Source organism: Pseudomonas sp. UBT (assembly GCF_050915955.1).
Lineage (GTDB): Bacteria > Pseudomonadota > Gammaproteobacteria > Pseudomonadales > Pseudomonadaceae > Aquipseudomonas > Aquipseudomonas antarctica_A.
Map to the genome: position 1 here is coordinate 2226862 of NZ_CP168079.1, position 24761 is coordinate 2251622.

The 24761-nt window shown below is 61.6% G+C and carries 22 protein-coding genes; 16 read left to right on the top strand and 6 right to left on the bottom strand.

What is annotated here, in order from left to right:
- Window positions 1-46: 46 nt before the first annotated feature.
- On the top strand, window positions 47-955 hold the full coding sequence (locus tag ACDZ94_RS10175) for an SdiA-regulated domain-containing protein (RefSeq protein WP_432751407.1): 909 nt from the start codon (window positions 47-49) through the stop codon (window positions 953-955).
- A gap of 317 nt (window positions 956-1272) precedes the next feature.
- Here the strand turns inward: ACDZ94_RS10175 and rpiA are convergent, their stop codons facing one another.
- A complete protein-coding gene (gene rpiA / locus ACDZ94_RS10180) occupies window positions 1273-1944 on the bottom strand; it encodes a ribose-5-phosphate isomerase RpiA (RefSeq protein WP_064454593.1) in 672 nt (223 codons plus the stop codon).
- 137 nt (window positions 1945-2081) lie between these two features.
- On the opposite strand from rpiA, the gene ilvA reads away from it, so the two are divergent.
- Genes ilvA through ACDZ94_RS10200 form a run of 4 tightly spaced genes read left to right on the top strand, consistent with a single transcriptional unit; the run spans window position 2082 to window position 5774 of the window.
- Window positions 2082-3596, top strand: coding sequence for a threonine ammonia-lyase, biosynthetic (ilvA, locus tag ACDZ94_RS10185; protein ID WP_053258525.1), 1515 nt, complete (start codon window positions 2082-2084; stop codon window positions 3594-3596).
- A 40-nt stretch (window positions 3597-3636) separates the two neighbouring features.
- The gene (locus ACDZ94_RS10190) at window positions 3637-4050 is read left to right on the top strand and encodes a DUF2269 family protein (RefSeq protein ID WP_064454592.1); all 414 of its coding nucleotides are present in this window, start codon (window positions 3637-3639) and stop codon (window positions 4048-4050) included.
- Window positions 4051-4059: 9 nt separating this feature from the next.
- The gene (locus ACDZ94_RS10195; RefSeq protein ID WP_064454591.1) at window positions 4060-5310 is read left to right on the top strand and encodes an SDR family oxidoreductase; all 1251 of its coding nucleotides are present in this window, start codon (window positions 4060-4062) and stop codon (window positions 5308-5310) included.
- On the top strand, window positions 5307-5774 hold the full coding sequence (locus tag ACDZ94_RS10200; RefSeq protein ID WP_432751408.1) for a DUF2269 family protein: 468 nt from the start codon (window positions 5307-5309) through the stop codon (window positions 5772-5774). Before ACDZ94_RS10195 ends, ACDZ94_RS10200 begins: the two co-directional genes overlap by 4 nt.
- Before the next feature lie 114 nt (window positions 5775-5888).
- On the opposite strand, the gene ACDZ94_RS10205 is transcribed toward ACDZ94_RS10200, so the two are convergent.
- Entirely contained in the window at window positions 5889-6545 is a 657-nt protein-coding gene (locus ACDZ94_RS10205; protein WP_064454589.1) for an HAD family hydrolase, read from the bottom strand.
- A gap of 143 nt (window positions 6546-6688) precedes the next feature.
- Here ACDZ94_RS10205 and ACDZ94_RS10210 point away from each other — a divergent pair, with 143 nt between their 5' ends.
- Both ACDZ94_RS10210 and ptsP read left to right on the top strand, forming a co-directional pair.
- A complete protein-coding gene (locus ACDZ94_RS10210) occupies window positions 6689-7168 on the top strand; it encodes an RNA pyrophosphohydrolase (RefSeq protein WP_003176750.1) in 480 nt (159 codons plus the stop codon).
- Window positions 7169-7190: 22 nt separating this feature from the next.
- On the top strand, window positions 7191-9470 hold the full coding sequence (gene ptsP, locus ACDZ94_RS10215) for a phosphoenolpyruvate--protein phosphotransferase (protein ID WP_064454588.1): 2280 nt from the start codon (window positions 7191-7193) through the stop codon (window positions 9468-9470).
- 100 nt (window positions 9471-9570) lie between these two features.
- Here the strand turns inward: ptsP and ACDZ94_RS10220 are convergent, their stop codons facing one another.
- Complete coding sequence (locus ACDZ94_RS10220; protein ID WP_432751409.1) at window positions 9571-10317, bottom strand: NRDE family protein; 747 nt, start codon at window positions 10315-10317, stop codon at window positions 9571-9573.
- Between the two features lie 212 nt (window positions 10318-10529).
- Between ACDZ94_RS10220 and lgt the strand changes: the two genes are divergently transcribed.
- Window positions 10530-11342, top strand: coding sequence for a prolipoprotein diacylglyceryl transferase (gene lgt, locus ACDZ94_RS10225; protein WP_064454586.1), 813 nt, complete (start codon window positions 10530-10532; stop codon window positions 11340-11342).
- 65 nt (window positions 11343-11407) lie between these two features.
- On the top strand, window positions 11408-12241 hold the full coding sequence (locus tag ACDZ94_RS10230) for a thymidylate synthase (protein WP_053258517.1): 834 nt from the start codon (window positions 11408-11410) through the stop codon (window positions 12239-12241).
- Between the two features lie 135 nt (window positions 12242-12376).
- On the opposite strand, the gene cadR is transcribed toward ACDZ94_RS10230, so the two are convergent.
- Window positions 12377-12826 (bottom strand): Cd(II)/Pb(II)-responsive transcriptional regulator, encoded by a 450-nt coding sequence (gene cadR / locus ACDZ94_RS10235; RefSeq protein WP_064454585.1) that lies wholly within the window; start codon window positions 12824-12826, stop codon window positions 12377-12379.
- 85 nt (window positions 12827-12911) lie between these two features.
- Here cadR and ACDZ94_RS10240 point away from each other — a divergent pair, with 85 nt between their 5' ends.
- The 7 genes from ACDZ94_RS10240 to ACDZ94_RS10270 all read left to right on the top strand — a co-directional run bounded on the left by ACDZ94_RS10240 (window position 12912) and on the right by ACDZ94_RS10270 (window position 21970).
- Window positions 12912-15200, top strand: coding sequence for a heavy metal translocating P-type ATPase (locus ACDZ94_RS10240; RefSeq protein ID WP_432751410.1), 2289 nt, complete (start codon window positions 12912-12914; stop codon window positions 15198-15200).
- Window positions 15201-15216: 16 nt separating this feature from the next.
- Window positions 15217-16080, top strand: coding sequence for a LysR family transcriptional regulator (locus tag ACDZ94_RS10245; protein ID WP_064454583.1), 864 nt, complete (start codon window positions 15217-15219; stop codon window positions 16078-16080).
- 248 nt (window positions 16081-16328) lie between these two features.
- The gene (locus tag ACDZ94_RS10250) at window positions 16329-17393 is read left to right on the top strand and encodes a putative 2-aminoethylphosphonate ABC transporter ATP-binding protein (protein ID WP_064454582.1); all 1065 of its coding nucleotides are present in this window, start codon (window positions 16329-16331) and stop codon (window positions 17391-17393) included.
- Between the two features lies 1 nt (window position 17394).
- Window positions 17395-19119 (top strand): putative 2-aminoethylphosphonate ABC transporter permease subunit, encoded by a 1725-nt coding sequence (locus ACDZ94_RS10255; RefSeq protein WP_432751411.1) that lies wholly within the window; start codon window positions 17395-17397, stop codon window positions 19117-19119.
- A gap of 19 nt (window positions 19120-19138) precedes the next feature.
- Window positions 19139-20164 (top strand): putative 2-aminoethylphosphonate ABC transporter substrate-binding protein, encoded by a 1026-nt coding sequence (locus tag ACDZ94_RS10260; protein ID WP_064454580.1) that lies wholly within the window; start codon window positions 19139-19141, stop codon window positions 20162-20164.
- A 118-nt stretch (window positions 20165-20282) separates the two neighbouring features.
- Complete coding sequence (locus ACDZ94_RS10265) at window positions 20283-21416, top strand: TIGR03364 family FAD-dependent oxidoreductase (RefSeq protein WP_432751412.1); 1134 nt, start codon at window positions 20283-20285, stop codon at window positions 21414-21416.
- On the top strand, window positions 21416-21970 hold the full coding sequence (locus tag ACDZ94_RS10270) for a phosphonate degradation HD-domain oxygenase (protein ID WP_432751495.1): 555 nt from the start codon (window positions 21416-21418) through the stop codon (window positions 21968-21970). The genes ACDZ94_RS10265 and ACDZ94_RS10270 overlap by 1 nt, the downstream gene beginning before the upstream one ends.
- Here the strand turns inward: ACDZ94_RS10270 and ACDZ94_RS10275 are convergent.
- Together ACDZ94_RS10275 and ACDZ94_RS10280 are read right to left on the bottom strand one after the other, a co-directional pair.
- Entirely contained in the window at window positions 21967-23334 is a 1368-nt protein-coding gene (locus ACDZ94_RS10275; RefSeq protein ID WP_432751413.1) for a DUF3482 domain-containing protein, read from the bottom strand. The two genes, ACDZ94_RS10270 and ACDZ94_RS10275, sit on opposite strands and share 4 nt — an antisense overlap.
- Window positions 23327-24706, bottom strand: a complete 1380-nt coding sequence (locus ACDZ94_RS10280) for a DUF2868 domain-containing protein (protein WP_432751414.1) — start codon at window positions 24704-24706, stop codon at window positions 23327-23329. The genes ACDZ94_RS10275 and ACDZ94_RS10280 overlap by 8 nt, the downstream gene beginning before the upstream one ends.
- Window positions 24707-24761: the final 55 nt, after the last annotated feature.

The following is a 24761-nucleotide window of genomic DNA, read 5'->3' on the forward strand; positions in this document are numbered from 1 at the left end:
AAGGGCGTGATATTTATTCGCCACTTTTTGTCTTTGAGCTTGCCTGATGCGTCGACTTGCCCGCCCCAAACCTGCGTTTTTTATCGTGATGCTGCTCACCCTGGTTGCCGCCGGGGTGGTCGCACAGCACTTTCGCTTGTTTGAGCGTGGCTGGTTCAATTTCCAGGCATGGCGCCAACCTGCCGACGAGCGCTCCATTGGCCTGGGTGATTACCGCGTCAGCCTGCAAGCCAAAGTTATCGACGGTCTCGACGATAACGTCTCGGCCCTCACCTATGACCCGGTGCGCAAAAGCCTGTTTACGGTCACCAATAAAAACGCCGAGCTGGTCGAGCTGTCCCTGGACGGCAAGATCCTGCGGCGGATTCCTCTGCTGGGGTTTGGCGATGCGGAGGCGGTGGAGTTCATCAGCGATAACATCTATGTCATCAGCGATGAGAGCCAGCAGCGACTGATCAAGGTGCATGTGAATGACGACACCCAATTTCTCGACGCCGCCGATGCGGAGCAGATGACGCTGGGTGTGCACATCGGTGGTAACAACGGCTTCGAGGGCCTGGCGTACGACTCGGTGGGCAAGCGTCTGTTTGTGGCCAAGGAGCGCGACCCGATGCTGATCTATGAGATCCACGGGTTTCCCCATTTCAAACCGGAAAAAACCTACTCGGTGCACGTGATCAACAACCCCAAGCGCGATGCCGGGCTGTTTGTGCGCGACCTGTCGAGCTTGCAATACGACGAGCGCAGCGGCCATCTGCTGGCGCTGTCGGATGAATCGTTCCTGGTGCTGGAACTGGGTATTGATGGTCGCCCGTTGAGCAGTCTTTCTCTGCTCAACGGCCGCCATGGCCTTGAAAAGCGTGTGCCTCAGGCCGAAGGGATCGCCATGGATGACGAGGGCTCGCTGTATGTGGTCAGCGAGCCGAACCTGTTCTACGTGTTCAAAAAGCCCTGATCAAAAATCCATTTCACGCACAGCGAATGGTCGGCATAGACGCCCAGCTGCGGGATGATCGCCAATTGGCCGCCGACTAGTGCGCGGCAAAGCTTTTGTCCACTGAGCCCCGTTTGGCGGGAGATGGCGTGGCATGGCGCACGATGTCGGAGGGGGATGCTGCGAAAAGGAGCGTTTTTGTTACATCGATCTTTTAATCGATGGGATCAACTGTGGGAGCTGGCTTGCCTGCGATAGCCTCGCCTCGGTTCTAATGATACACCGAGGCGTTTGCACCGCAGGCAAGCCAGCTCCCACAGGAAGCACAGCCGTGAGTGTCAGGCCTTGAGGGTTTTCACACCTTCAGGAGTACCCAGCAGCAGCACATCAGCCGGGCGCGCCGCGAACAAACCGTTGGTGACCACGCCGACGATCGCATTGATCTGGGATTCCAGCTCCACCGGGTTGGTGATCTGCATGTTGTACACGTCGATGATGATGTTGCCGTTGTCGGTCAACACGCCTTCGCGGTACACCGGGTCGCCGCCCAGTTTCACCAGCTCACGGGCGACGTGGCTGCGGGCCATCGGGATGACTTCCACCGGCAGCGGGAACGCGCCGAGTACCGGCACCAGCTTGCTGGCGTCGGCGATGCAGATAAAGGTCTTGGCCACGGCCGCGACGATCTTCTCGCGGGTCAGGGCTGCGCCGCCGCCTTTGATCAGGTTCAGGTGTTCGTCGCTTTCATCGGCGCCGTCCACGTAGAACTCCAGGTCGCTCACGGTGTTGAGCTCGTACACTGGAATGCCATGGCCCTTGAGGCGCGCGGCGGTGGCTTCGGAGCTGGCCACGGCGCCGTCGAACGCGCCCTTGTGCTGGGCCAGCGCATCGATAAAGCAGTTGGCGGTGGAGCCGGTGCCGACACCGACGATGCTTTTGTCGTCGAGTTTAGGAAGGATTAAATCGACGGCGGCCTGGGCCACTGCCTGTTTGAGTTGATCCTGGGTCATGCGGGCTCCGGAACGGGCGGGGAGTTATCGAGGGCGGCGAGTATAACCCAACAAAACCTCGGGATTCGTGTGGTCGCCCGGCCAAAAGCCGGGTTAGACTCCTTGGCCCTGCCCAACCCGCTCAGTGATGCCTGCCGATGCTTGAACAGTACGTCAAAAAGATCCTCACCTCGCGCGTTTACGACGTTGCCGTAGAAACCCCATTGCAGACCGCTCGCCAGCTCTCCGAGCGGCTGGGCAACAAGGTCTGGCTCAAGCGTGAAGACTTGCAGCCGGTGTTCTCGTTCAAGATTCGCGGCGCCTACAACAAGCTGACCCAACTGAGCGCCGAAGAACGCGCGCGCGGTGTGGTCACGGCTTCTGCGGGCAACCACGCCCAGGGCCTGGCCCTGGCGGCCAAGGTGCTGGGGGTCAAGGCCACCATCGTGATGCCCAAGACCACGCCGGAGATCAAGGTCGAAGGCGTGCGCTCGCGTGGCGGCAAAGTGGTGCTGCACGGTGATTCCTTCCCGGAAGCCCTGGCCTACTCGCTGAAACTGGTCGACGAAAAAGGCTACGTTTACATTCACCCTTACGATGATCCACACACCATTGCCGGGCAGGGCACCGTGGCGATGGAAATCCTGCGCCAGCACCCGGGGCCTCTGGACGCGATTTTTGTGCCGGTGGGCGGCGGCGGGCTGATCGCCGGTATCGCGGCGTACGTGAAATACCTGCGCCCGGAGATCAAGATCATCGGCGTCGAGCCGGACGACTCCAACTGCCTGCAAGCCGCCATGGCCGCGGGCGAGCGCGTGATCTTGCCGACCGTCGGCATTTTTGCCGATGGCGTGGCGGTGGCGCAGATCGGCCAGCACACGTTCGACATCTGCAAAGACTATGTGGATGAAGTGATTACCGTCAGCACCGATGAAATCTGTGCGGCGATCAAGGATATCTACGACGACACCCGCTCCATCACTGAGCCGGCGGGTGCATTGGGTGTGGCGGGGATCAAGAAGTACGTGGAGACCCGTGGCGTGACCGGGCAAACCCTGGTGGCCATCGACTCCGGCGCCAACGTCAACTTCGACCGCCTGCGTCACGTAGCCGAGCGCGCCGAGCTGGGTGAAGGCCGCGAAGCCATCATCGCCGTGACCATCCCCGAGAAGCCAGGCAGCTTCAAGGCGTTCTGCGAAGCGGTGGGCAAGCGCCAGATCACCGAATTCAATTACCGCTACCACTCCGGGCGTGAGGCGCACATCTTCGTCGGCGTGCAGACGCACCCCGAAAACGACCCGCGCAGCGCGTTGATCGCCAGCCTGACCAGCCAGGGCTTCCCGGTGCTGGACCTGACCGAGAACGAACTGGCCAAGTTGCACATCCGCCATATGGTCGGCGGCCACGCGGCTAAAGTCAGCGATGAACTGGTGTTTCGTTTCGAATTCCCGGAGCGCCCGGGCGCGCTGTTCAACTTTCTTAACAAATTGGGTGGGCGCTGGAACATCTCGATGTTCCACTATCGCAACCACGGCGCGGCCGACGGCCGTGTGGTCGCAGGCCTGCAAGTACCGGCAGACGAGCGTCACCTGGTGCCGGCCGCGTTGGCACAAATCGGCTACCCGTATTGGGATGAAAGCGAAAACCCGGCTTACCAGCTGTTCCTCGGTTGAGCGACTACGCTGACTGAGCGGCCTATAAGGAATCGAGACCATGGAAACGCTGACCACCCTCAAGGTTATCCACATCACCGCCACCGTGTTGCTGCTGCTCAGCGGCCTCGGCCTGGCGGTACTGGCCTGGCGTAAACGCAGCGCCGGCCCGGCCGTTACCGTGCAACGCCCTTGGGTGTTCGTGTGGTTGTTGATGGGGATAAGCCTTGTCAGCATGCCGTTTACCGGCTGGTGGCTGGTGCACTTGATCGGCTGGCCGCTGGGACAAACCTGGATTCTGGGTTCCAGCATCCTCTACACCGTGGCAGCGCTGGCCTGGTTCTGGCTGGTGGCACGGCTTAATCGCCTGCGCAAAGGCGAAGGCGGCAACCTGAATTTCACCCTGGTGCTGGCGGTAGTCAGCCTGGTGGGGTTTGTGGCAATTGCCGGTTTGATGGGCGCCAAACCGGTTTAAAGGATCTTCATGAACGTTCTTTTGGTCGGCGCCACAGGGTTTGTAGGCGGCCACCTGTTGCGTGCCTTGCAGCAAGCGGGGCACCGCGTGATCGCGACGTGTCGCGAGCCTCGCAGTCAGAATGGGCCGGGGGTAGAGTGGCGGTCGCTGGATTTGAGCCGGTTGGCGATCGACCCCGAGTGCTTTGTTTTTCCTGAATCTGTTGATTTATTGATCAATGCGGCGGGCCTGCTGAGCGTGGATGCAGCGCAGTTGAGCCGTGTCCAGGATCAGGGCGCCCGCGTGCTGTTTGATCTGGCGGCCCGGCGCGGTGTGCGGGTGTTGCAGATTTCTGCCCTGGGGGCCTCGGCGCACTCCGATGTGCCGTTCCTGGCCAGCAAAGGCTCGGCGGATGATTATCTGCTAAGCCTGGGCAAAACGAGTGTCGTGCTGCGGCCTTCATTGGTGGTGGGCGCAGGCGGCGCCAGCAGTGCGTGGTTGGCCGGGCTTTCGCCTTGGCCGTTGATTCCGTTGCTGGACCTCAACGCCCACCTGCAACCCGTGCACATCGATGACGTGGTCGGTGCGGTGCTGGCGCTGCTGCGGCAGTGGCCGGCCGAATCAATGGTGCTCCCGTTGGTGGGCCCTGAGCCGATGCGGCTGTCCGAAGTCGTTGACCACTTGCGTGCCGCCCAGGGCTGGGGCGCGGGCCGATACGTGCAAGTGCCGTTGCTGGGTTTGGGCGGTTGGCTGGGAGACCGCCTGGGTTGGCGGGCGTTGAATCGACAAAGTATCGCGCTGGCGCAACAGGACAATGTGGCCGACCCCGAGGTGCTGGCCTCGGTGTGCGGCTATACAGCCGCGCCGCTGGCCTCGCGGCTGCGGGATTGGCCGACGGCAACAGTGAGTAGTCAACGCACTGTCCGCCCGCTGATGCTGGCGGTGATGGTGCTGATCTGGCTGGGCACCGCAATGGTCTGCCTTGGCCCGGGTTATGACTGGGGCCTGCGCATCCTGGCCGAGGCGGGCGTGCAAGGCGCTTGGGCGACGTTGGCCGTGATCGCCGGGGCCGTGTGTGATGGCCTGTTGGGCTTGGGGTTACTGGTCACGCGTTGGCGCAGGCAGACACTGATCCTGCAATTGTTGTTGATGGCCGGGTATACCGTGGTTATCAGCATAATCCTGCCCCATTACTGGTTTGATCCCTACGCGGCCGTCGCCAAAAACCTGGTACTCATGGTGGCTACTCTTTGGCTTCTTTGGACTGAACCCCGGCGATGAGCGCTTACCTGCTGCTGAAAACCCTGCATATCCTGTCGTCGACCATTCTGTTCGGGTTGGGCGCAGGCTCGGCTTACTACGCCTTGCGCGCCTGGCGCAGCGGCAAGGTTGAAGTGATCGCCGTGACCTTCAAGCACCTGGTGTTCGCCGACTGGGCGTTTACCGCGACCACGGCGGCGCTCCAGCCCTTGAGCGGGGTCGGCTTGATGCATTTGGCGGGCTGGTCGATGCAGCAGAGCTGGCTGCAATGGACCGTCGGCCTGTATTGCCTGGCGGGGATTTGCTGGCTGCCGGTGGTGTGGTTGCAGATTCGTGTGCATAAGATGGCGGAGCAGGCGTTGCGCGACGGCACGGCGATGCCGCTCAAGGCGACAACCTATATGCGTTGGTGGTTTGGCCTGGGCTGGCCGGCGTTTCTGGCATTTGTGGCGATTTTCTATTTGATGGTGGCTAAGCCGATGTAAGGCTTGGGACCGAGTCGACTTCATTCGCGAGCAAGCCTGCGCCCACATTCGAGCCGGTTCCTTCAGAGGGAGCGCGGTCAAAATGTGGGAGCGGGCTTGCTCGCGAAGGCGTTATCAGCCGCGCAGGCTAATCACCGGCCAGCCACGCTTCTGGGCCTCAGCCCGAAGATTCGGGTCCGGGTCCACCGCCACCGGGTGGGTCACCTGCTCCAGCAACGGCAAGTCATTCATCGAATCGCTGTAGAAGTAGCTGTCTTGCAGGCTATGCCCGGTTTCTTCCAGCCAACGATTCAAGCGCGTCACCTTGCCCTCGCGAAAGCACGGCACATCGGTGCTGCGCCCGGTGTAGCGGCCATTTTCCATCTCACACTCGGTGGCGATCAGGGTTTCAACCCCCAGGCGCGCGGCAATCGGTGCGGTGACGAAGCGGTTGGTCGCGGTGATGATCACCAGCTTGTCGCCGGCGGCACGGTGCTTGGCCAGCAGTTCCACGGCCTGCGGCAGCATGATCGGCTCGATGCAGTCACGCATATAGTCGTTGTGCCATTCGTCCAGCTGGGCCATCTCGGTGCGGCCGAGGATTTCCAGGCAGAAGTTAAGGTAAGCGGCGTTATCCAGCTTGCCGGCCAGGTAATCCTGGTAAAACTCATCGTTGCGCGCCTTGTAGGCCACCGCGTCGAGAATTCCGCGTTCGCAGAGGTAATCGCCCCAGGCGTGATCGCTGTCACCGCCCAGAAGCGTGTTGTCCAAGTCGAATAAAGCCAGGCGCATTGCAGTTACTCGCTGAAAAGTCTGTAAAAAGGCGTCCAGAATACGGTCTTTTCACAAGAGTGCACATAAGGTAAGAAGCCTCGTTGCCGCTGGATCAACCTTTGTGGAACAATGCGGCGACATGCGTTTGCGAGGTTGTTGCCGTGATCGACCCCGATGGTTTCCGTCCTAATGTCGGGATTATTCTTACGAATGATGCCGGACAGGTGCTATGGGCTCGCCGAATCAACCAAGATGCCTGGCAGTTTCCTCAAGGCGGAATCAACCCCGACGAAACCCCTGAAGACGCCTTGTACCGTGAGTTGAATGAAGAAGTCGGCCTTGAGCGCGAAGATGTGCAAATTCTGGCCTGTACTCGCGGCTGGTTGCGCTATCGTTTGCCGCAACGCCTGGTGCGTACGCACAGCCAACCGCTGTGCATCGGCCAGAAGCAGAAATGGTTTCTCCTGCGCCTGATCTCCAACGAGCAGCGGGTGCGGATGGATTTGACCGGTAAACCGGAGTTCGATGGCTGGCGCTGGGTCAGCTATTGGTACCCGTTGGGCCAGGTGGTGACATTCAAGCGCGAGGTTTATCGTCGCGCTCTCAAAGAGCTTGCCCCGCGCCTTTTAGCGCGCGACTGACGACGGAGTTCGACCCCGAGCCATGCTCAATACGCTGCGCAAGATCGTCCAGGAAGTTAACTCCGCCAAGGATCTCAAGGCGGCGTTGGGGATTATTGTGTTGCGCGTCAAGGAAGCCATGGGCAGCCAGGTCTGCTCGGTTTACCTGCTGGACCCCGAGACCAACCGTTTTGTGCTGATGGCTACGGAGGGCTTGAACAAGCGCTCCATCGGCAAAGTCAGCATGGCGCCCAATGAAGGTCTGGTGGGCCTGGTGGGGACGCGTGAAGAACCCCTCAACCTCGAAAACGCGGCCGATCACCCGCGTTACCGCTACTTTGCCGAAACCGGTGAAGAGCGTTACGCCTCGTTCCTCGGCGCACCGATCATTCACCACCGCCGCGTTGTCGGCGTGTTGGTCATTCAGCAAAAAGAACGCCGCCAGTTCGACGAAGGTGAAGAAGCCTTCCTCGTGACCATGAGTGCGCAGTTGGCCGGGGTTATCGCCCATGCCGAAGCCACCGGCTCGATTCGCGGCCTGGGTCGCCAGGGCAAGGGCATCCAGGAAGCCAAGTTCGTCGGCGTACCGGGTTCTCCGGGCGCTGCCGTCGGCACGGCGGTGGTCATGCTGCCACCGGCCGACCTCGATGTGGTGCCGGACAAGACCGTCAACGACATTGACGCTGAAATCAAACTGTTCAAGACCGCCCTGGAAGGCGTGCGCGCGGATATGCGCAACCTGTCGACCAAGCTGGCCACGCAACTGCGCCCCGAAGAGCGCGCGCTGTTCGACGTGTACCAGATGATGCTCGACGACGCGTCGCTGGGTAATGAAGTCAAAACCGTGATCAAGACCGGCCAGTGGGCCCAGGGCGCGTTGCGCCAGGTGGTCACCGATCACGTCAACCGTTTCGAACTGATGGACGACGCCTACCTGCGCGAGCGGGCCTCGGATGTGCGTGACCTGGGTCGCCGTCTGCTGGCCTACCTGCAGGAAGACCGCACCACCAACCTGGTCTACCCCGACAACACCATTTTGATCAGTGAAGAACTGACCGCCACGATGCTCGGCGAAGTGCCGGAAGGCAAACTGGTGGGCCTGGTCTCGGTATTGGGTTCGGGTAACTCCCACGTCGCGATCCTGGCTCGGGCCATGGGCATCCCGACGGTGATGGGCCTGGTGGACCTGCCGTATTCCAAGGTCGACGGCATCGACATGATCGTCGATGGGCATCGCGGTGAAGTCTTTACCAACCCCAGCGAGCTGTTGCGCAAGCAATACGCCGAAGTGGTGGAAGAAGAGAAACAGCTGGCGCTGGGCCTCGATTCGCTGCGCGAGCTGCCGTGCGTGACCCTCGACGGCCACCGCGTGCCGTTGCTGGTAAACACCGGCCTGCTCGCCGATGTGGCCCGCGCACAACAACGTGGCGCCGAAGGGGTCGGGCTGTACCGCACCGAAGTGCCGTTCATGATCAACCAGCGTTTCCCGAGTGAAAAGGAGCAGCTCGCGATCTATCGCGAGCAACTGTCCGCCTTCCACCCGTTACCGGTGACGATGCGCAGCCTGGACATCGGCGGCGATAAGTCACTGTCCTATTTCCCGATCAAGGAAGACAACCCCTTCCTTGGCTGGCGCGGCATTCGTGTAACCCTTGATCACCCTGAAATTTTCCTCGTCCAGACCCGCGCCATGCTCAAGGCCAGCGAAGGCCTGAACAACCTGCGCATTCTGTTGCCGATGATCTCCGGCACCCATGAGCTGGAAGAAGCACTGCACCTGATCCACCGTGCCTGGGGCGAAGTACGCGACGAAGGCGCCGACGTACCGATGCCGCCGATTGGCGTGATGATCGAAATCCCGGCGGCGGTGTACCAGGCTAAAGAACTGGCGCGGCAAGTGGACTTCCTCTCGGTCGGTTCCAACGACCTGACCCAATACCTGCTGGCCGTGGACCGCAACAACCCACGGGTGGCCGACCTCTACGACTACCTGCACCCGGCGGTACTGCAAGCCTTGCAGCACGTGGTGCGCGACGCCCATGCCGAAGGCAAGCCGGTGAGCATTTGCGGTGAAATGGCCGGCGACCCGGCGGCAGCGGTGCTGCTGATGGCGATGGGCTTTGACAGCCTGTCGATGAACGCCACCAACTTGCCGAAGGTGAAGTGGTTGCTGCGCCAGGTAAACCTGAGCATGGCCAAGGAGTTGCTGGCTGAGTTGATGACCATCGACAACCCGCAAGTTATCCACAGCTCGCTTCAACTGGCGCTGAAGAATTTGGGGCTGACGCGGATGATCAACCCGGCCTCGGCAAAAACGCTCTAAATCGAGGTACGGCCATCGCAGGCAAGCCCGGCTCCCACAGAAGAATGCATTGCAACTGTGGGAGCTGGCTTGCCTGCGATGGCGTCAGCGCCAAGCGCCATCAAACATTGAGTTCTACCTCGCCAAGCCGGCCACCATGTGGCCCGAAACTGCGCTCCACCATCCGCCGCGTGCCGTCGGCATTCACAATCAACGCCGTACTTGCCCGCGTCCCATAACTGGGGCTGGCGATAAACACGCTCGACAACAAACTCTCCGTCGCCAACCCCACGCCGGTATCCGGCAAGTCGGCAAACGGCGCGGTCTGCGGGTCGCTCAATATCCCCAGCAAGGCTTGCGGGTCGGGGTTCTCCAGCAACTCACTCAGCGCCGCCTTGGCCTTGATCAACTTCGGCCACGGCGTATCCAGCCCGGCATTGGATAAGCCATAAACCCCCGCCTTCAACTGCGTCGGTTCGGTCTCATTGGCGTTGTAATGCCACAGCTCATCGCGTGTGCCCACCAATAGATTAAAACCGGCATATTCAATCGAACGGCCGTTAACGTCGGCCAAATACTGATCAATGGTCAGCGAACCGCTTAAAAAACGTGCCACCAACTCTCCGCGCGACGTACGCGCCGGTGGCTGGTGCGGATCGCGGATATTGGTCAGGGCGGCAAAACGCCCGTCGGCGTTGACCCCAAGCCAAGTGCCACCCGCTTCCTGGTCGCGGCCGGCATAGATGTCAGGCGCATCGGGCCATTGGCCCAGCGGCAGACTGGGCCGGGCGTAGAATTCATCGCGGTTGGCCGCGACGATCAGCGGCAGGGCGTGGCCCGGCCGCCAGGCGAAAACGATCAGGCACATAAGGCGTTTCCTTTGTGTTTTGCCCACTCTACCCACACAAGGGCGGGCGTTCCATCGTATCGAAGTTGGGTCGCACGCCTTCCATCCGTTAACATGCCAGGCTGTTCCGTGTGTGCGAACTTCTTAATTTGAAATTGCGGCTATAACGCAGGCTTAATCGCACACCGGCATGGTCCGGTGCGCCATGACTAATGATTTAACGAGGAGTCGCAATGCTGCCTTACCCGCAGATCGACCCGGTGGCCTTGGCCATCGGTCCGCTGAAAATCCACTGGTACGGGTTGATGTACCTGATCGGCATCGGCGGTGCTTGGCTGCTGGCTTCCCGGCGCCTGAACCGTTTCGACCCCACCTGGACCAAGGAGAAACTCTCCGACATGGTGTTCTGGATGTCGATGGGGGTGATTGTCGGCGGACGCCTCGGGTATGTGCTGTTCTACGATCTGCCGGCCTACATCGCCAACCCGACGCTGATTTTCGAAGTGTGGAAGGGCGGCATGGCATTCCACGGCGGCTTTGTCGGCGTAATGATCGCTGCCTGGTGGTTCGGTCGTCGCAACGGCAAGTCATTCTTCCAGCTGATGGACTTCGTCGCGCCGTTCGTGCCGATTGGCCTGGGTGCCGGGCGTATCGGTAACTTCATCAACGCCGAGTTGTGGGGCAAGCCGAGCGACGTGCCGTGGGCCATGGTGTTCCCGCCGTTCAGCGACCCGGCGCAATTGCCGCGCCACCCGTCGCAGCTCTACCAGTTCGCCCTGGAAGGTGTGGCACTGTTCCTCATTCTGTACATCTTCTCGCGCAAGCCACGTCCAACCATGGCCGTGTCGGGGATGTTCGCGTTGTTCTACGGGATCTTCCGTTTCATCGTCGAGTTCGTGCGCGTGCCGGATGCACAACTGGGCTACCTGGCGTGGGGCTGGCTGACCATGGGCCAGATCCTCAGCTTGCCGATGATCCTGGCTGGCCTGGGCCTGCTGTGGTGGGCTTACAACCGTCCGCAGCCTATCAAGAACGCCACGCTTTAAATTCGAATGCCGAGGCTCTTCCGTGAAGGATGAGCCTCCTCGGCTTCAACGATACGGGTAATAACATGAAGCAATATCTCGAACTACTGAACGACGTCGTGACCAATGGATTGACCAAGGGCGATCGCACCGGCACCGGCACCAAAGCCGTATTTGCCCGTCAGTATCGGCATAACTTGGCCGACGGCTTCCCGCTGCTGACCACCAAGAAGCTTCATTTCAAAAGTATCGCCAACGAGTTGATCTGGATGTTGAGCGGCAACACCAACATCAAATGGCTCAACGAAAATGGCGTGAAAATCTGGGACGAGTGGGCCACCGAAGACGGCGACCTGGGCCCGGTGTACGGCGAGCAGTGGACCGCCTGGCCGACCAAGGACGGCGGCAAGATCAACCAGATCGACTACATGGTTCACACCCTCAAAACCAACCCCAACAGCCGCCGCATCCTGTTTCATGGCTGGAACGTCGAGTACCTGCCCGACGAAACCAAGAGCCCGCAGGAAAACGCGCGCAACGGCAAGCAAGCCTTGCCGCCGTGCCACCTGCTGTACCAGGCGTTCGTGCATGACGGTCATCTGTCGATGCAGTTGTATATCCGCAGCTCCGACGTCTTCCTCGGCCTGCCGTACAACACGGCCGCGTTGGCCTTGCTGACCCACATGCTGGCCCAGCAATGCGACTTGATCCCTCACGAGATCATTGTCACCACCGGCGACACCCATGCTTACAGCAACCACATGGAACAGATCCGCACCCAGCTGGCACGTACGCCGAAAAAGCTGCCGGAACTGGTAATCAAGCGCAAACCTGCGTCGATCTATGACTACAAGTTTGAAGACTTTGAAATTGTTGGCTACGACGCCGACCCGAGCATCAAGGCCGACGTGGCTATCTGATTACTGTCTCGGTCAACAAAATGTGGGAGCTGGCTTGCCTGCGATGACATCACTGCGGTGTAACTGACACACCGAGGTGCATGCATCGCAGGCAAGCCAGCTCCCACATTTGTATTGGGTTTCACCCCTCAGGTATCAGTGCCCGTGGCTCCTGCCCACGTGCGAAGGCTCAGCCTCGCTGGCCGCCACACTCCCGCTGACTTCCAGCCGCTGCAAAATCCCGCACTGATCCAGATCCGGCCCACCGCCGCAGCGCTGGCGCAGGTCCAGCAATTGCACCTGCAATGCGAGCAGCCCATCGATCCGTGCCTTTACGTGGTGGATATGCTCGTCAATCAACGCATTCACGCTTTCGCACTGGTCCCGTGGGCTGTCGCGTAGCCCCAGCAGGCTGCGGATTTCCTCGAGCGTCATGTCCAGGCTGCGGCAATTGCGGATAAAGATCAGCCGTTCGGTGTGCGCCTGGGTGTACACGCGGTAATTGGCGTCGGTGCGCGCCGGCGGCGGCAGCAGGCCTTCTTTCTCGTAATACCGGATGGTTTCCACCTGACAGTCGGTCAGTTTGGCCAATTCGCCGATCTTCATCGCAGCAATCTCCAAATGGGTGCTTGACCCTATAGTGGCTACAGGGTCTTTACTTGGCAACAGGCACCTTTACGGACGCGACGAAATGAGCGACTCCATCCACACCCCCAAAAAGCATGATCACTCGCATGGTCATGATCATAAGCACGATCATGACCACGATCACGGCGCCAAACTGACGCCCGTCAAAAAGCACGACCACGCCAGCCATGGCGACTCCTGCTGTGCAAGCAAGGCCGCGCCTGCCGTGGTCACGCTGAGCGAAGCGCCGACCGCCGGCTCGCGCCTGAGCACCTTTCGCATCGAAGCCATGGACTGCCCTACCGAGCAGACGCTGATCCAGAACAAACTGGGCAAGCTCGCCGGTGTGCAGCAGCTGGAATTCAACCTGATCAACCGCATTCTCGGCGTCACCCATGACTTGCCGAGCACGGCGCCGATCGTCGACGCCATCAAGTCCCTCGGTATGCAAGCCGATCCTATTGAAGAAGGCACCCTGGCCGCTGCGCCGCCGGCCAAGAAACACTGGTGGCCGCTTGCAGTCTCCGGTGTCGGCGCGTTGGGTGCCGAGGTGCTGCATTTCACCGGTGTCGCACCGACCTGGGTGATTGCTTTGGTGGCGTTGGTGTCGATCCTCAGCGGCGGCCTCACCACCTACAAAAAGGGCTGGATCGCGCTTAAAAACCTTAACTTGAACATCAACGCGCTGATGAGCATCGCGGTGACGGGCGCGATCCTGATCGGTCAGTGGCCTGAAGCGGCGATGGTGATGTTCCTGTTTACGGTGGCCGAGTTGATCGAAGCCAAGTCCCTGGACCGTGCGCGCAATGCCATCAGCGGCTTGATGCAGATGACCCCGGAACAGGGCACGGTGCAACAGGCTGACGGCTCATGGTTGGAACAAGAGGTCAAAAGCATCGATCTTGGCGCCATCGTACGAGTAAAGCCCGGCGAGCGCATTGGCCTGGATGGCGAAGTCACCGCCGGCCAATCCACCATCGACCAGGCACCGATCACCGGTGAAAGCCTGCCGATTGAAAAGACTGTGGGCGATAAAGTCTTCGCCGGCACCATCAACCAAGCCGGTTCCCTTGAGTACAAGGTCACCGCGGCGGCGAACAATTCCACCCTGGCGCGCATCATTCACGCCGTCGAGCAAGCCCAAGGCGCGCGGGCACCGACCCAGCGTTTTGTCGACAGCTTCGCCAAGGTCTACACCCCGGCAGTGTTCCTGTTTGCCTTGGGCGTGGCGGTGATTCCACCGCTGTTCATGGCTGGCGTGTGGTTCGACTGGATCTACCGCGCGCTGGTCCTGCTGGTGGTTGCCTGCCCTTGCGCCTTGGTGATCTCCACCCCGGTGACCATCGTCAGCGGCCTGGCGGCGGCGGCGCGCAAAGGCATCCTGATCAAGGGTGGCGTGTACCTGGAAGGCGGTTACAAGCTCGATTACCTGGCCCTCGACAAGACCGGCACCATCACCCACGGTAAACCGGTGCAAACCGACTATTTGCCGCTGTTCCCCAATGTCGCAGACAGCGCGCCGGCGCTGGCGGCCAGCTTGGCCGGGCGTTCCGACCACCCGGTGTCGCTGGCGATTGCCAACGCAGCGGTGGATAAAAACCTGCCGAGCCACGTTGTGGATAACTTTGAGGCCCTGGCCGGTCGCGGTGTGCGCGGCGACATCAACGGCGAAACCTACCACCTGGGCAACCACCGCCTGGTGGAAGACTTGGGCCTGTGCTCGCCTGAGCTGGAAGAAAAGCTCTTCGCCTTGGAAAAACAAGGCAAGTCGGTGGTGCTGTTGCTCGACAAATCCGGCCCGCTGGCGCTGTTCGCCGTGGCCGACACCGTCAAAGACAGCAGCCGCGAAGCCATCCAGCAGTTGCACGAACTGGGCATCAAGACCTTGATGCTCACCGGCGACAACACCCATACCGCCCAGGCGATTGCGGCTCAGGTCGGCATCGACCAGGCCCAGGGCGACCTGTTGCCCACCGACAAACTGCAAGCCATCGAAACCCTCTACGGCCAGGGCCGCCGGGTGGGCATGGTCGGTGACGGGATCAACGACGCCCCGGCCCTGGCGCGCGCCGAGATCGGTTTTGCCATGGCCGCAGCCGGCACCGACACCGCGATTGAAACCGCTGACGTGGCGCTGATGGACGATGATTTGCGCAAGATCCCGGCTTTCATTCGGCTCTCCAGGCAAACGTCGAGTATCCTCAAGCAGAACATCGCCCTGGCGTTGGTGATCAAGGCGATCTTCCTCGCGGTCACTTTCCTCGGCATGGCCACCATGTGGATGGCGGTGTTCGCCGACATGGGCGTGAGCCTGCTGGTGGTGTTCAATGGCCTGCGCCTGTTGCGCAAATAGACGATGAGAGGGTGGCGTGCTGAGTGCCGAGTTGAAGGCGTTTTTTATGGTCGCCCGCCTGGGCAGCATTACCCAGGCGGCGAAAAAACTCGGCCTGAGCCAGCCCACCGTCACCACCCAGATTCGTAACCTGGAAAGCCAATACGGCGTTGAGCTGTTCTACCGAGGCGGCCGCCGCCTCACCGTCAGCGATGAAGGTGCGCGGCTGCTGCCAATGGTCAAGACGCTGTTGCAGCAGGAAGCCGATATCGAGTTTTTCCTGCGCAACAGCGGCCAGGTCCAGGGTGCCTTGAGGATTGCCGCGACGGCGCCGTATTACATTCTCGACCTGGTCAAAGCCTTTCGTGAGCGCCTGCCCCACGTGGAGGTGTCGGTGGAAATCGGCAACTCCCAGCAGGTGCTCGAAGCGTTGGATGATTACCGCGTCGATGTCGCCGCATCCTCGCAACTGCTGGAAGACCCTCGTCTGATCCGTCGCGTACTCGGCACCGATCCTTTGGTGCTGGCGGTGCATCGCAATCACCCTCTGGCCACCCTCGATCATGTACCGCTCAGTGCGTTGGCCGGGCACACGCTGTTGATGCGTGAGGCGGGTTCCACCACGCGCAGGTTGACCGAAGAAATGTTACAAGGCGCGGGTGTGAGTTACGGACCACTGCTGGAAATCGGCAGCCGTGAGTCGATTCGCGAGGCCGTGCTGCGCAACATCGGTATCAGTATCATCGCCCGCCAGGAAGTGCCCCATGACCCACAGTTGCGCGTGCTGACCATCGAGAACGCGCCGCAGATTCCTGAGTATTTGTACTGCCTCAAGGAAAGAAAAGGGGCTCGCCTGCCTGCTGCGTTTCTCGGGTTGGCGCAGGAAATGTCGCCGCTCTGAAATAGGTTTGGTGGCCTTCGAATCGCCATCGCAGGCAAGCCAGCTCCCACCTTCGACCGAGTTCCAACATGAGAATGCGGTCAAAATGTGGGAGCGGGCTTGCCCGCGATGGCGTCCTCCCAGACAACTCATTCCTCAAGTCCTACACAAATCCACCAATACCACTATCACTCCCTTTTGCCTTCCTGCCACATCAAGGACGCATTGTCTCCCTAGCATGGCCTTCATCAGTTTGATGAGGTGCCTCCATGAACACAGCCCTGACCAACCCCGGTGCGCCGATGAAGGTGCGCGGTATCCAGAAACGCTTCGGCGCCTTTACTGCGCTGGATAATGTGTCGCTGGACGTCGCGGCCGGTGAGCTGGTGTGCCTGCTGGGCCCGTCCGGTTGCGGCAAAACCACTTTGCTGCGTTGCATCGCCGGTCTGGAACGCCAGGACAGCGGCGAGCTTTACCTTGGCCAACGGGATGTTTCCTTGCTGCCACCTCAGGCGCGGGATTACGGGATATTGTTCCAGTCCTACGCGTTGTTTCCCAACCTGACCGTCGAAGCGAATATCGGCTACGGCCTCACCGGCAGCGGCCGCGATGAAGTGCGCAAGCGTGTCGGCCAGATGCTCGAGCTGGTTGGCCTGCTGGGCAGCGAAAAGAAATACCCCGGCCAACTCTCTGGCGGCCAACAACAACGCGTCGCCCTGGCCCGTGCCCTGGCGCCAGCACCCTCCTTGCTGCTGTTGGACGAACCGATGTCCGCGCTCGACGCCCGTGTCCGCGAGCACTTGTGCACCGAGTTGCGCCAACTGCAACGGCGCCTGGGGATCACCACCCTGATGGTCACCCATAACCAGGACGAAGCCATGTTGATGGCCGACCGCATCGCCGTGATGAACAACGGCAAGGTCGAGCAATACGCCACGCCCCAGGAAATCTACGACCGACCGGCCACACCGTTCGTGGCGGAGTTCGTCGGCCAGGGCAACTGGCTGCCGTTCAGTCGCAACAGCGACAGTCATGCCCAGGTCGGCGGTATGAACATGCGCCTGGACGATAACGCCAGCAAGGCCAAGTCCGGCCGCTTGTTCTGTCGCCCGGAAGCCATCAGCGTGAACCCGCCGGTGCATGAAGAAAACCTGTTCCCGGCGAAGGTCCGCGAGATCACCTTTCTTGGTAATCGCTGCCGCATGAGCTTTGAACTGGAACAATTACCTGGCCATCCGCTGCTGGCCGAACTGGCCCCCGAAGCCATGCCGCGCCTCGGCGTCCAGGACATCTGGGTGGCCTTGCCGCCACGCAGCCTGCAGGTGTTTGCCTGAGATGGCCGCTGATATGACGCTGCCGATACCCGACAACCTGGCTCGTCAGGTTTCCCGCGCCGAACTGGGCGACCGCATTTTTGTGCTCGGCGGCAAAGTGCTCTGGTTGTGCCTGTTGGGCGTGGCGGTACTGATGCCATTACTGGCGATCTTCTGGCGTGGCTTCAGCAGTGAAGCCGGGCAGGGCGGTGGGTGGGTCGCGGCGCGCGAGCTGGTCACCAGTGACAACTTCCACTGGCTGCTGGGCAATAGCTTGAAGGTTTCCCTCAGCGTGGCGGCCATCGTCGTACCGTTGGCCTACCTGTTTGCTTACGCATTGCAGCGCACGCTGATCCCCGGCAAGGCCATCTGGCGTGGCATATCACTGCTGCCGCTGATGGCGCCGTCCATGCTGCCGGGGATTGCGCTGGTGTATCTGTTCGGCAACCAGGGCATATTGCGCGGGCTGCTTTCGGAGAATATCTACGGTTTCTGGGGCATTGTTCTCGGCGAAGTGATCTACACCTTCCCACACGCTTTGATGATTCTGCTGTCGGCACTCTCGCTGGCAGATGCGCGTTTGTTCGACGCGGCGTCGAGTATGGGCGCAAGTCCTGCCCGGGCGTTTCGCAGCATCACCTGGCCGGCCACGCGCCAGGCCGTATTCGCTGCGTTTTGCCTGGTATTCACCCTGACCATCACCGACTTCGGCGTGCCCGTGGTGGTCGGCGGCGATTATCAGGTGCTGGCGCTGGAGGCCTACAAAGCGGTGGTCGGCCAGCAGCAGTTCGGTCGCGGTGCGTTGATCGGCATGGTGTTGCTGCTGCCGGCGCTGTTCAGCTTTGGGGTCGACGCCTGGTTGCGCCGTCGGCATGGCGACTCCATGAGTGGCCGTGCCCAGGTGTTCCAACCAGCGCCATCGCCGCAGCGCGATGGGTGCTACCTGGCCATTGTGCTGCTGATCTGCGCCGTGTTGCTGCTGGTGTTCGGCATGGCGGTGTATTCCTCACTGGTGAAGTTCTGGCCGTACAACCTGTCGCTGTCGCTCAACCACTACCAATTCGAAGACACGGCCGGTGGCGGTTGGCTGGCCTATCGCAACAGCCTGACCATGGCCCTTTGCACGGCGCTGATCGGTAGCGTGTTGATCTTCACCGGCGCCTACCTGATGGAAAAGACCAAGGGCCAGAAAGGCCTGAACCTGGCGCTGCGCATGCTCAGCTTTGTGCCGATGGCCGTGCCGGGCCTGGTGCTCGGCCTGGGCTACGTGTTCTTTTTCAACCTCAACGGCAACCCGCTGCATGTGTTCTACGGAACCATGACCCTGCTGGTGGTGTGCACCATTGCGCACTATTTGACCACTGCGCAGATGACCGCGACCACGGCGCTGCGTCAGCTGGACAGTGAGTTCGAAGCCGCCGCGCTGTCGCTCAAGGCGCCGCTGTACCGCCACTATTTGCGCGTCACCGTACCGATCTGCCTGCCGGCGTTGCTGGACATCGTGCGCTACCTGTTTGTGTCGGCGATGACCACCGTGTCCGCCGCGATCTTCCTCTACAGCCCCGACACCCTTCTTGCCGCCGTCGCCGTGTTGAACATGGACGATGCCGGCAACGTAGGCGGCGCCGCGGCCATGTCCACCCTGATCCTGTTCACCTCAGGCAGCGTCTCGCTGCTGCTGGCGTGGGCTTCACGTGGCGCGTTGCGCCGTTCCCAAGCCTGGCGCCAGACCGCGCCCGGCCAATAATCCCTGAAGGAGGTGTTCCATGTTCAAGCCCCTGGCTCTGGCCGCTGCTCTACTCAGCGCATTCAGCCTGAATGCCTTTGCCGCCAAAACCGAGTTGACGGTGTACACGGCCCTCGAAGCCGAGCAGTTGAAGACCTATAAACAGGCTTTCGAAAAGGCCAACCCGGACGTCGAGATCAAATGGGTACGCGACTCCACCGGCATCATCACCGCCAAGCTGCTGGCCGAGAAAGATCGCCCGCAAGCCGACGTGGTGTGGGGCCTGGCCGCGTCGAGCCTGGCGATCCTCGACCAGCAAGGCATGCTGGCTAACTACGCGCCCAAGGACTTGGACAAGATCGGTAAGCACTACCGCGACGCCGCCAACCCACCGGCCTGGGTCGGCATGGACGTGTGGGCTGCGACCATCTGCTTCAACACTGTCGAAGCCGAGAAGCAAGGCCTGACCAAGCCGGTGAGCTGGCAAGACCTGACCAAGCCTGAGTACAAGGGCAAGATCGTGATGCCGAACCCGGCGTCGTCCGGCACCGGCTTCCTGGACGTGAGTGCCTGGCTGCAGACCTTTGGCGAGAAACAGGGCTGGCAGTACATGGACGACCTGCACCAGAACATCGGCCAGTACGTTCACTCCGGGTCCAAGCCGTGCAAGCTGGCGGCTTCCGGTGAATTCCCGATTGGCATTTCCTTCGAATACCCGGCCGTCCAACTGAAACGCCAGGGCGCGCCGCTGGACATCATCCTGCCCAAGGAAGGCCTGGGCTGGGACATTGAAGCGACGGCCGTGATCAAGGGCACCGCTCACGCCGAGGCGGCTAAAAAGCTCGCTGACTTCTCCGCCAGCACGGCGGCGATGGACCTGTACAAAGACAACTTCGCTGTCCTCGCCCAGCCTGGTATCGCCAAGCCGCAGACCGAATTGCCCGCTGACTACGAGCAACGCCTGATCAAGAACGACTTCGCCTGGGCCTCTAAAAACCGCGACAGCATCCTGACCGAATGGCGCAAGCGCTATGACGGCAAGTCGGAGAAGGTGGCGGGTCAGTAAGGTTTTCGTTAGGGCTGATGGCCCTGTCGCAGGCAAGCCAACTCCCACAGTTGGAATGCATTCCAATGTGGGAGCTGGCTTGCCTGCGATAGCGGTCCCAAATTCAGGACTTCACTCTATGACACAACACAGCGATCTGCTGATCATCGGCGCCGGCATCCTCGGCCTGTCCCACGCTTATGCGGCCGCCAGGCGCGGGCTCAAGGTCAAGGTGTTCGAGCGCAGCGCTACGCCGTTGGGCGCTTCGGTGCGTAACTTCGGCCAGGCGCTGGTCACCGGCCAACCACCGGGGCCGATGCTCGACCTGGCCCGTGAAAGTCGCGATATCTGGGCGCAATGGGCACAAGTGGCGGGTGTGCAGCTCAAGCGCAACGGCTCGTACCTGTTTGCCCGCACCGAAGCCGAAGAGCATCTGTTGGAAGCATTCCGCGCCGGTCGCGCCCAGGAACACGGCTACAACGTCGAGCTGCTGCAAGGCGCGGCGATGAAGGATCTATATGGCGGTCAGTTCCGTCATCACCGCGCAGCGCTGCATGGTAAAGACGATCAGCAGCTGTATTCCCGCGAGGCGATTCCGGCACTGATCAACTACCTGAGCCAGCATTTGAGCGTGGAGTTTCATTTCTCCACCCTGGTGCGCGACGTTGAGCCCGGCCACGTGCACACCACGGCCGGCAGCTTTCGTGGCGAGCAGGTCATTGTGTGTTCCGGCCATGACTACCAAACCTTGCTGGCGGAACCGATCGCCGAACTCAACCCGAGTATCTGCCGCCTGCAAATGCTGCGTGCCCGGCCTGCGGCCAACCTCAACCTGCAACACGCGTTGCTCACAGGCTTGAGTTGCGTGCATTACGGCGCCTTCGCCGACCTGCCCGAAGCCGCGCCGGTGCACGCGCAAATCCTGCGTGAAGCACCACACTTGCATGAACACGGCATTCATCTGCTGATCAGCCCGACGCCCCATGGCGAGCTGATTATCGGCGACTCCCATGACTACGGCAGCGATGCGTCGCCGTTCAACGCCGAGCAGGTCGATGGCTGGCTGATCGAGTTTGCCGAGCAGACGCTGGGCTGCAAGGTGCAAGTAGTGGAGCGCTGGCAAGGTGTTTACGGCTCACGCGGGCCCGCCCCGTTTTCATTCCTGCGTGCGGCACCCGGCGTGAGCGCGGCACTGATGCACACCGGCGTGGGCATGAGCGTGGGGCCGGCGATGGCCGAGCGAAATATCACAACCCTGTGGGGGGCGGCATGATGACCCCGGAACAGGCGATTACCGAAGTCTTTGGCGTGTACGAGCAGCACGGCACGGCGGATTACATCGGCGAACCGGTGTCGCAGCTCGAACATATGTCCCAAACCGCGCAACAGGCGATGGCCGAAGGGTTTGATGATGAAGTGGTGCTGGCGGCGTTTTTCCACGATATCGGGCACCTGTGCAGCCAGGGTGGCGAAAACATGGGCGGTTATGGGGTGGTCAGTCATGAGCGGCTGGGCGCGGATTACTTGCGCCGCGCAGGCTTCAGTGAGCGCCTGGTCAAACTGGTGGAATACCACGTGCAAGCCAAGCGCTATCTGACCTTCAGCCAGCCGGGCTATTACGCCCGCTTGAGCGAAGCCAGTCGCCGCACGTTGGGGTACCAGGGCGGCATGATGAGCGCCGAAGAGGCCCTGGCGTTTGAACAAGACCCGCTCTGCTCCGTGAGTTTGCGCATGCGTCACTGGGATGAGCAGGCCAAGCAAATATCCATACCGGTACTTGATCTGGAAGTGCTCAAGGCCAAAGCTCGGCAACTGCTCGCGGCTTAGGTTTCATCCAGACGCTGGGCCAGGGCTTCGACGTGTTCCTGGCGCTCTGCCTGGCTCAGCCTGGGGCGAAGGTTCAGGGATGACCATTGCGGATGAGCGCGGGCCTTGTGCAGCGCGTCCGGTAACTTGCCTTCGCGCCAGGTTTTGTCCTGGGGCGTATCGACCTTGATGCTGTGCATGGCCGCGTGACCGCGCAGGTTCAGGGCCTTGAGCAACTGGCGTTGGCGCAAGGCCAAAAGGCGCAGCACGCTGTCGTCGACGGTCAGTTCGCGTTGGCCCTTAATCTTGCCCAGCAGGCGGCTGCCATAGCCGCGTGCGGTTTGCAGGGCACCACCGGCAATCGCACCGGCCAGGGCGGCGGCGCCAAGCGTCAAGCCTCCGACCAGCAGGTCCACACCCGCCCCGGCAGCCGCACCTGCGGCGATTCCGCCACCGACGCGCACGCCGAGTTGCTTGAGGGTTTCCGGGTTGAACAGGTCATCGCCCCAGCGGCCGTCCAGCAACGGCAAGTCGCTGGCGGCGGCATCTTGTGGGCGGAAACCAAACAGTTTGAGCAGCGCTTCCACGCATTTTTGTTCGCGTTGGCGTACCGCTTTGCGCAGGTCACTGATGGCTTGCTGTTCATCGGCAGTGACCACGCTGCGTCGGCACGCGGCGCAGTCAATCAACAGCTCGGCGATCAGCCGTGCGGCGCTTTGCTGGCGGGCCTGGCGTTGGGCTTGCTGGTCCTGGATCAGCCGTTCCAACTGCCCCCGCGACTTCTCCAGGAGCAGGGCCAGGCTTTCATAAAGACGACGCTCGCCATCTTCCGGTGGCGCCACACTGTCGAAACGCACCAGCGCGTGCAGGCCAAGTCGGGCCAGGGCTTCGCGCCAGTCCGGCTCGCGGTGGTCGCTGCTGCTGACGAAGTTGAGCACCGGCAGCAACGGCTTGCCGCAACTGGCCAGCACTTGCAGCTCGTCGCGGTACTTGGCCAGCACCGGCTCGCGGGCGTCGATCACATACAGGCCGGCGTCCGAGGCCAGCAGTTGGCGCAGCACTTTGGCTTCCTGTTCGAAACGCTGGCGCGCTTCGCTGCCTTCCAGGAAACGCGCCAGGCGGGCCGGGCCGTCAAGGCGTTCGCCGGGGCGATCCAGGCGTTCCAGATAGTCGAGCAGGGCGATGGCGTCTTCCAGGCCGGGCGTGTCGTATAGCTCCAGCAAGGCCTCGCCATCCACCGATAACCGTGCGCCTTCGACATGCCGCGTGGTGCTGGGCCGATGGGAGACTTCGCCAAAGCCGACATCGCGGGTCAACGTACGCAGCAGTGAGGTCTTGCCGACATTGGTGTGGCCGACCACGGCGAGTTTCAGCGGTTTAGTCATGACCGGTCTCCAGCCAGTTCAGCGGCGCGCAATCGGCGAAGGGCAGCTCCAGTTGTTGCAGCGCTGCGTGCCAATCGCCCAGGCGCTCGGCGTCCAGTGCCTGGCCGGGCGGAGCTTGCAGCAGCCACACACGGGTGGCGGCGGCGCTGCGTGCCAGCTCGGCGATCAGCGCCAGGCTGCCACGGTCGGGCGAGCGCCGTGGGTCGCAAGCGATGGCCAGGCGCGCGGGCGGGAAACGGGTGAGTTGTTCCAGCAGTTTGTTGCGCGATTCGCGGCTGTCGAGGATGCCGGCGTTTTTCACGCTGGCCGGCAGTTTGGGCGGCCAGGGGTGCTGATCGTCGAGTTCGATGGCGACCAGCAGCGCGCCGTCGCTCTCCAGTTCACTGACGCCTCCTGTGACGTGGTGCAGCTGTTCGGGCGCGGCGTCGTTGACGCCCAGTCGTTCACTGCTGGGCATCAGGCGTTCGCGCAGTTGACTGTAGCCGGGCAGGTTGAGGTCCAGGCGCAAGGCGGCGCGCCCGCGTTTCCAGCGCCACAGGCAGAGTAACGCGAGGATCAATCTGGGCAGCAGGCCGTAAACCAGCAACACCCCGACCAGCCAGGCGGCCCAGGCTTGGCGAGCGCTTTCGATGTTCAGGGCGGAATCGCCGCTGGCGCGGATCATCTCGACCGTCGGCACATTGAAGCCCAACAGCGCGGGAAGGCTGCCCAGGGCTTGGGTCACGGCGACAAAAGTGTCTGCGCCGAGGATGGTGGTTTCCCACACAAAACCATAGCGTCGGGTGGCGAGCAGTGTCAGCAAAATCACCATGGCGCTGAGCAATGCCAGCAACCACAGGCTGTTGACCAGCATGCCGACCGCCCAGCGATTGAGTTTCTGGCGCTGTAACAACAGCAGCAACGCCGGCGCCAGTTGCGCGGCCTTGGCATCACGCGCGAGTTTTTCGCTGAGCCACAACCACAGGCGGCCGAGGCTGGCGCTGTGTTCGCCGGCAAACAGCAGGCCCAGGGCCCAACTGATTAACAGGATCAGATTCAAGCCGAGCAGGCTGCCCAGGGCCCAGAACACATTCACCGGCGTCACACCATTGCCCAATGCAGCAAACGCCAGACCGGCGCCACTGATCACCGCGACCACCGCCAGCAGCACCAGCGCCAAACGGGCGCCTTGCAGCCAGCGGGTGAGGGCGGCGATCAAACCATCGCGCTCGGCCAAATGCAGGGCGCGCTGTTGGATGCGTGTCGGCAGGTCGCCGCCGGCCGCGCGGGCCAGGCGGTTGGCTTCCAGGTCCTCGAGCGGGCCGGCGTGTTCTTCACGCAAGCGCACGGTTTCCGTCAGCCAGAGTCTGTGCAAGGGGTTCAGTGCAGTCACGCGCCGTCCTGTTGTGTTCGTGAGCCTGGAGCATAACCGCTCCGGGGCTGTTTAG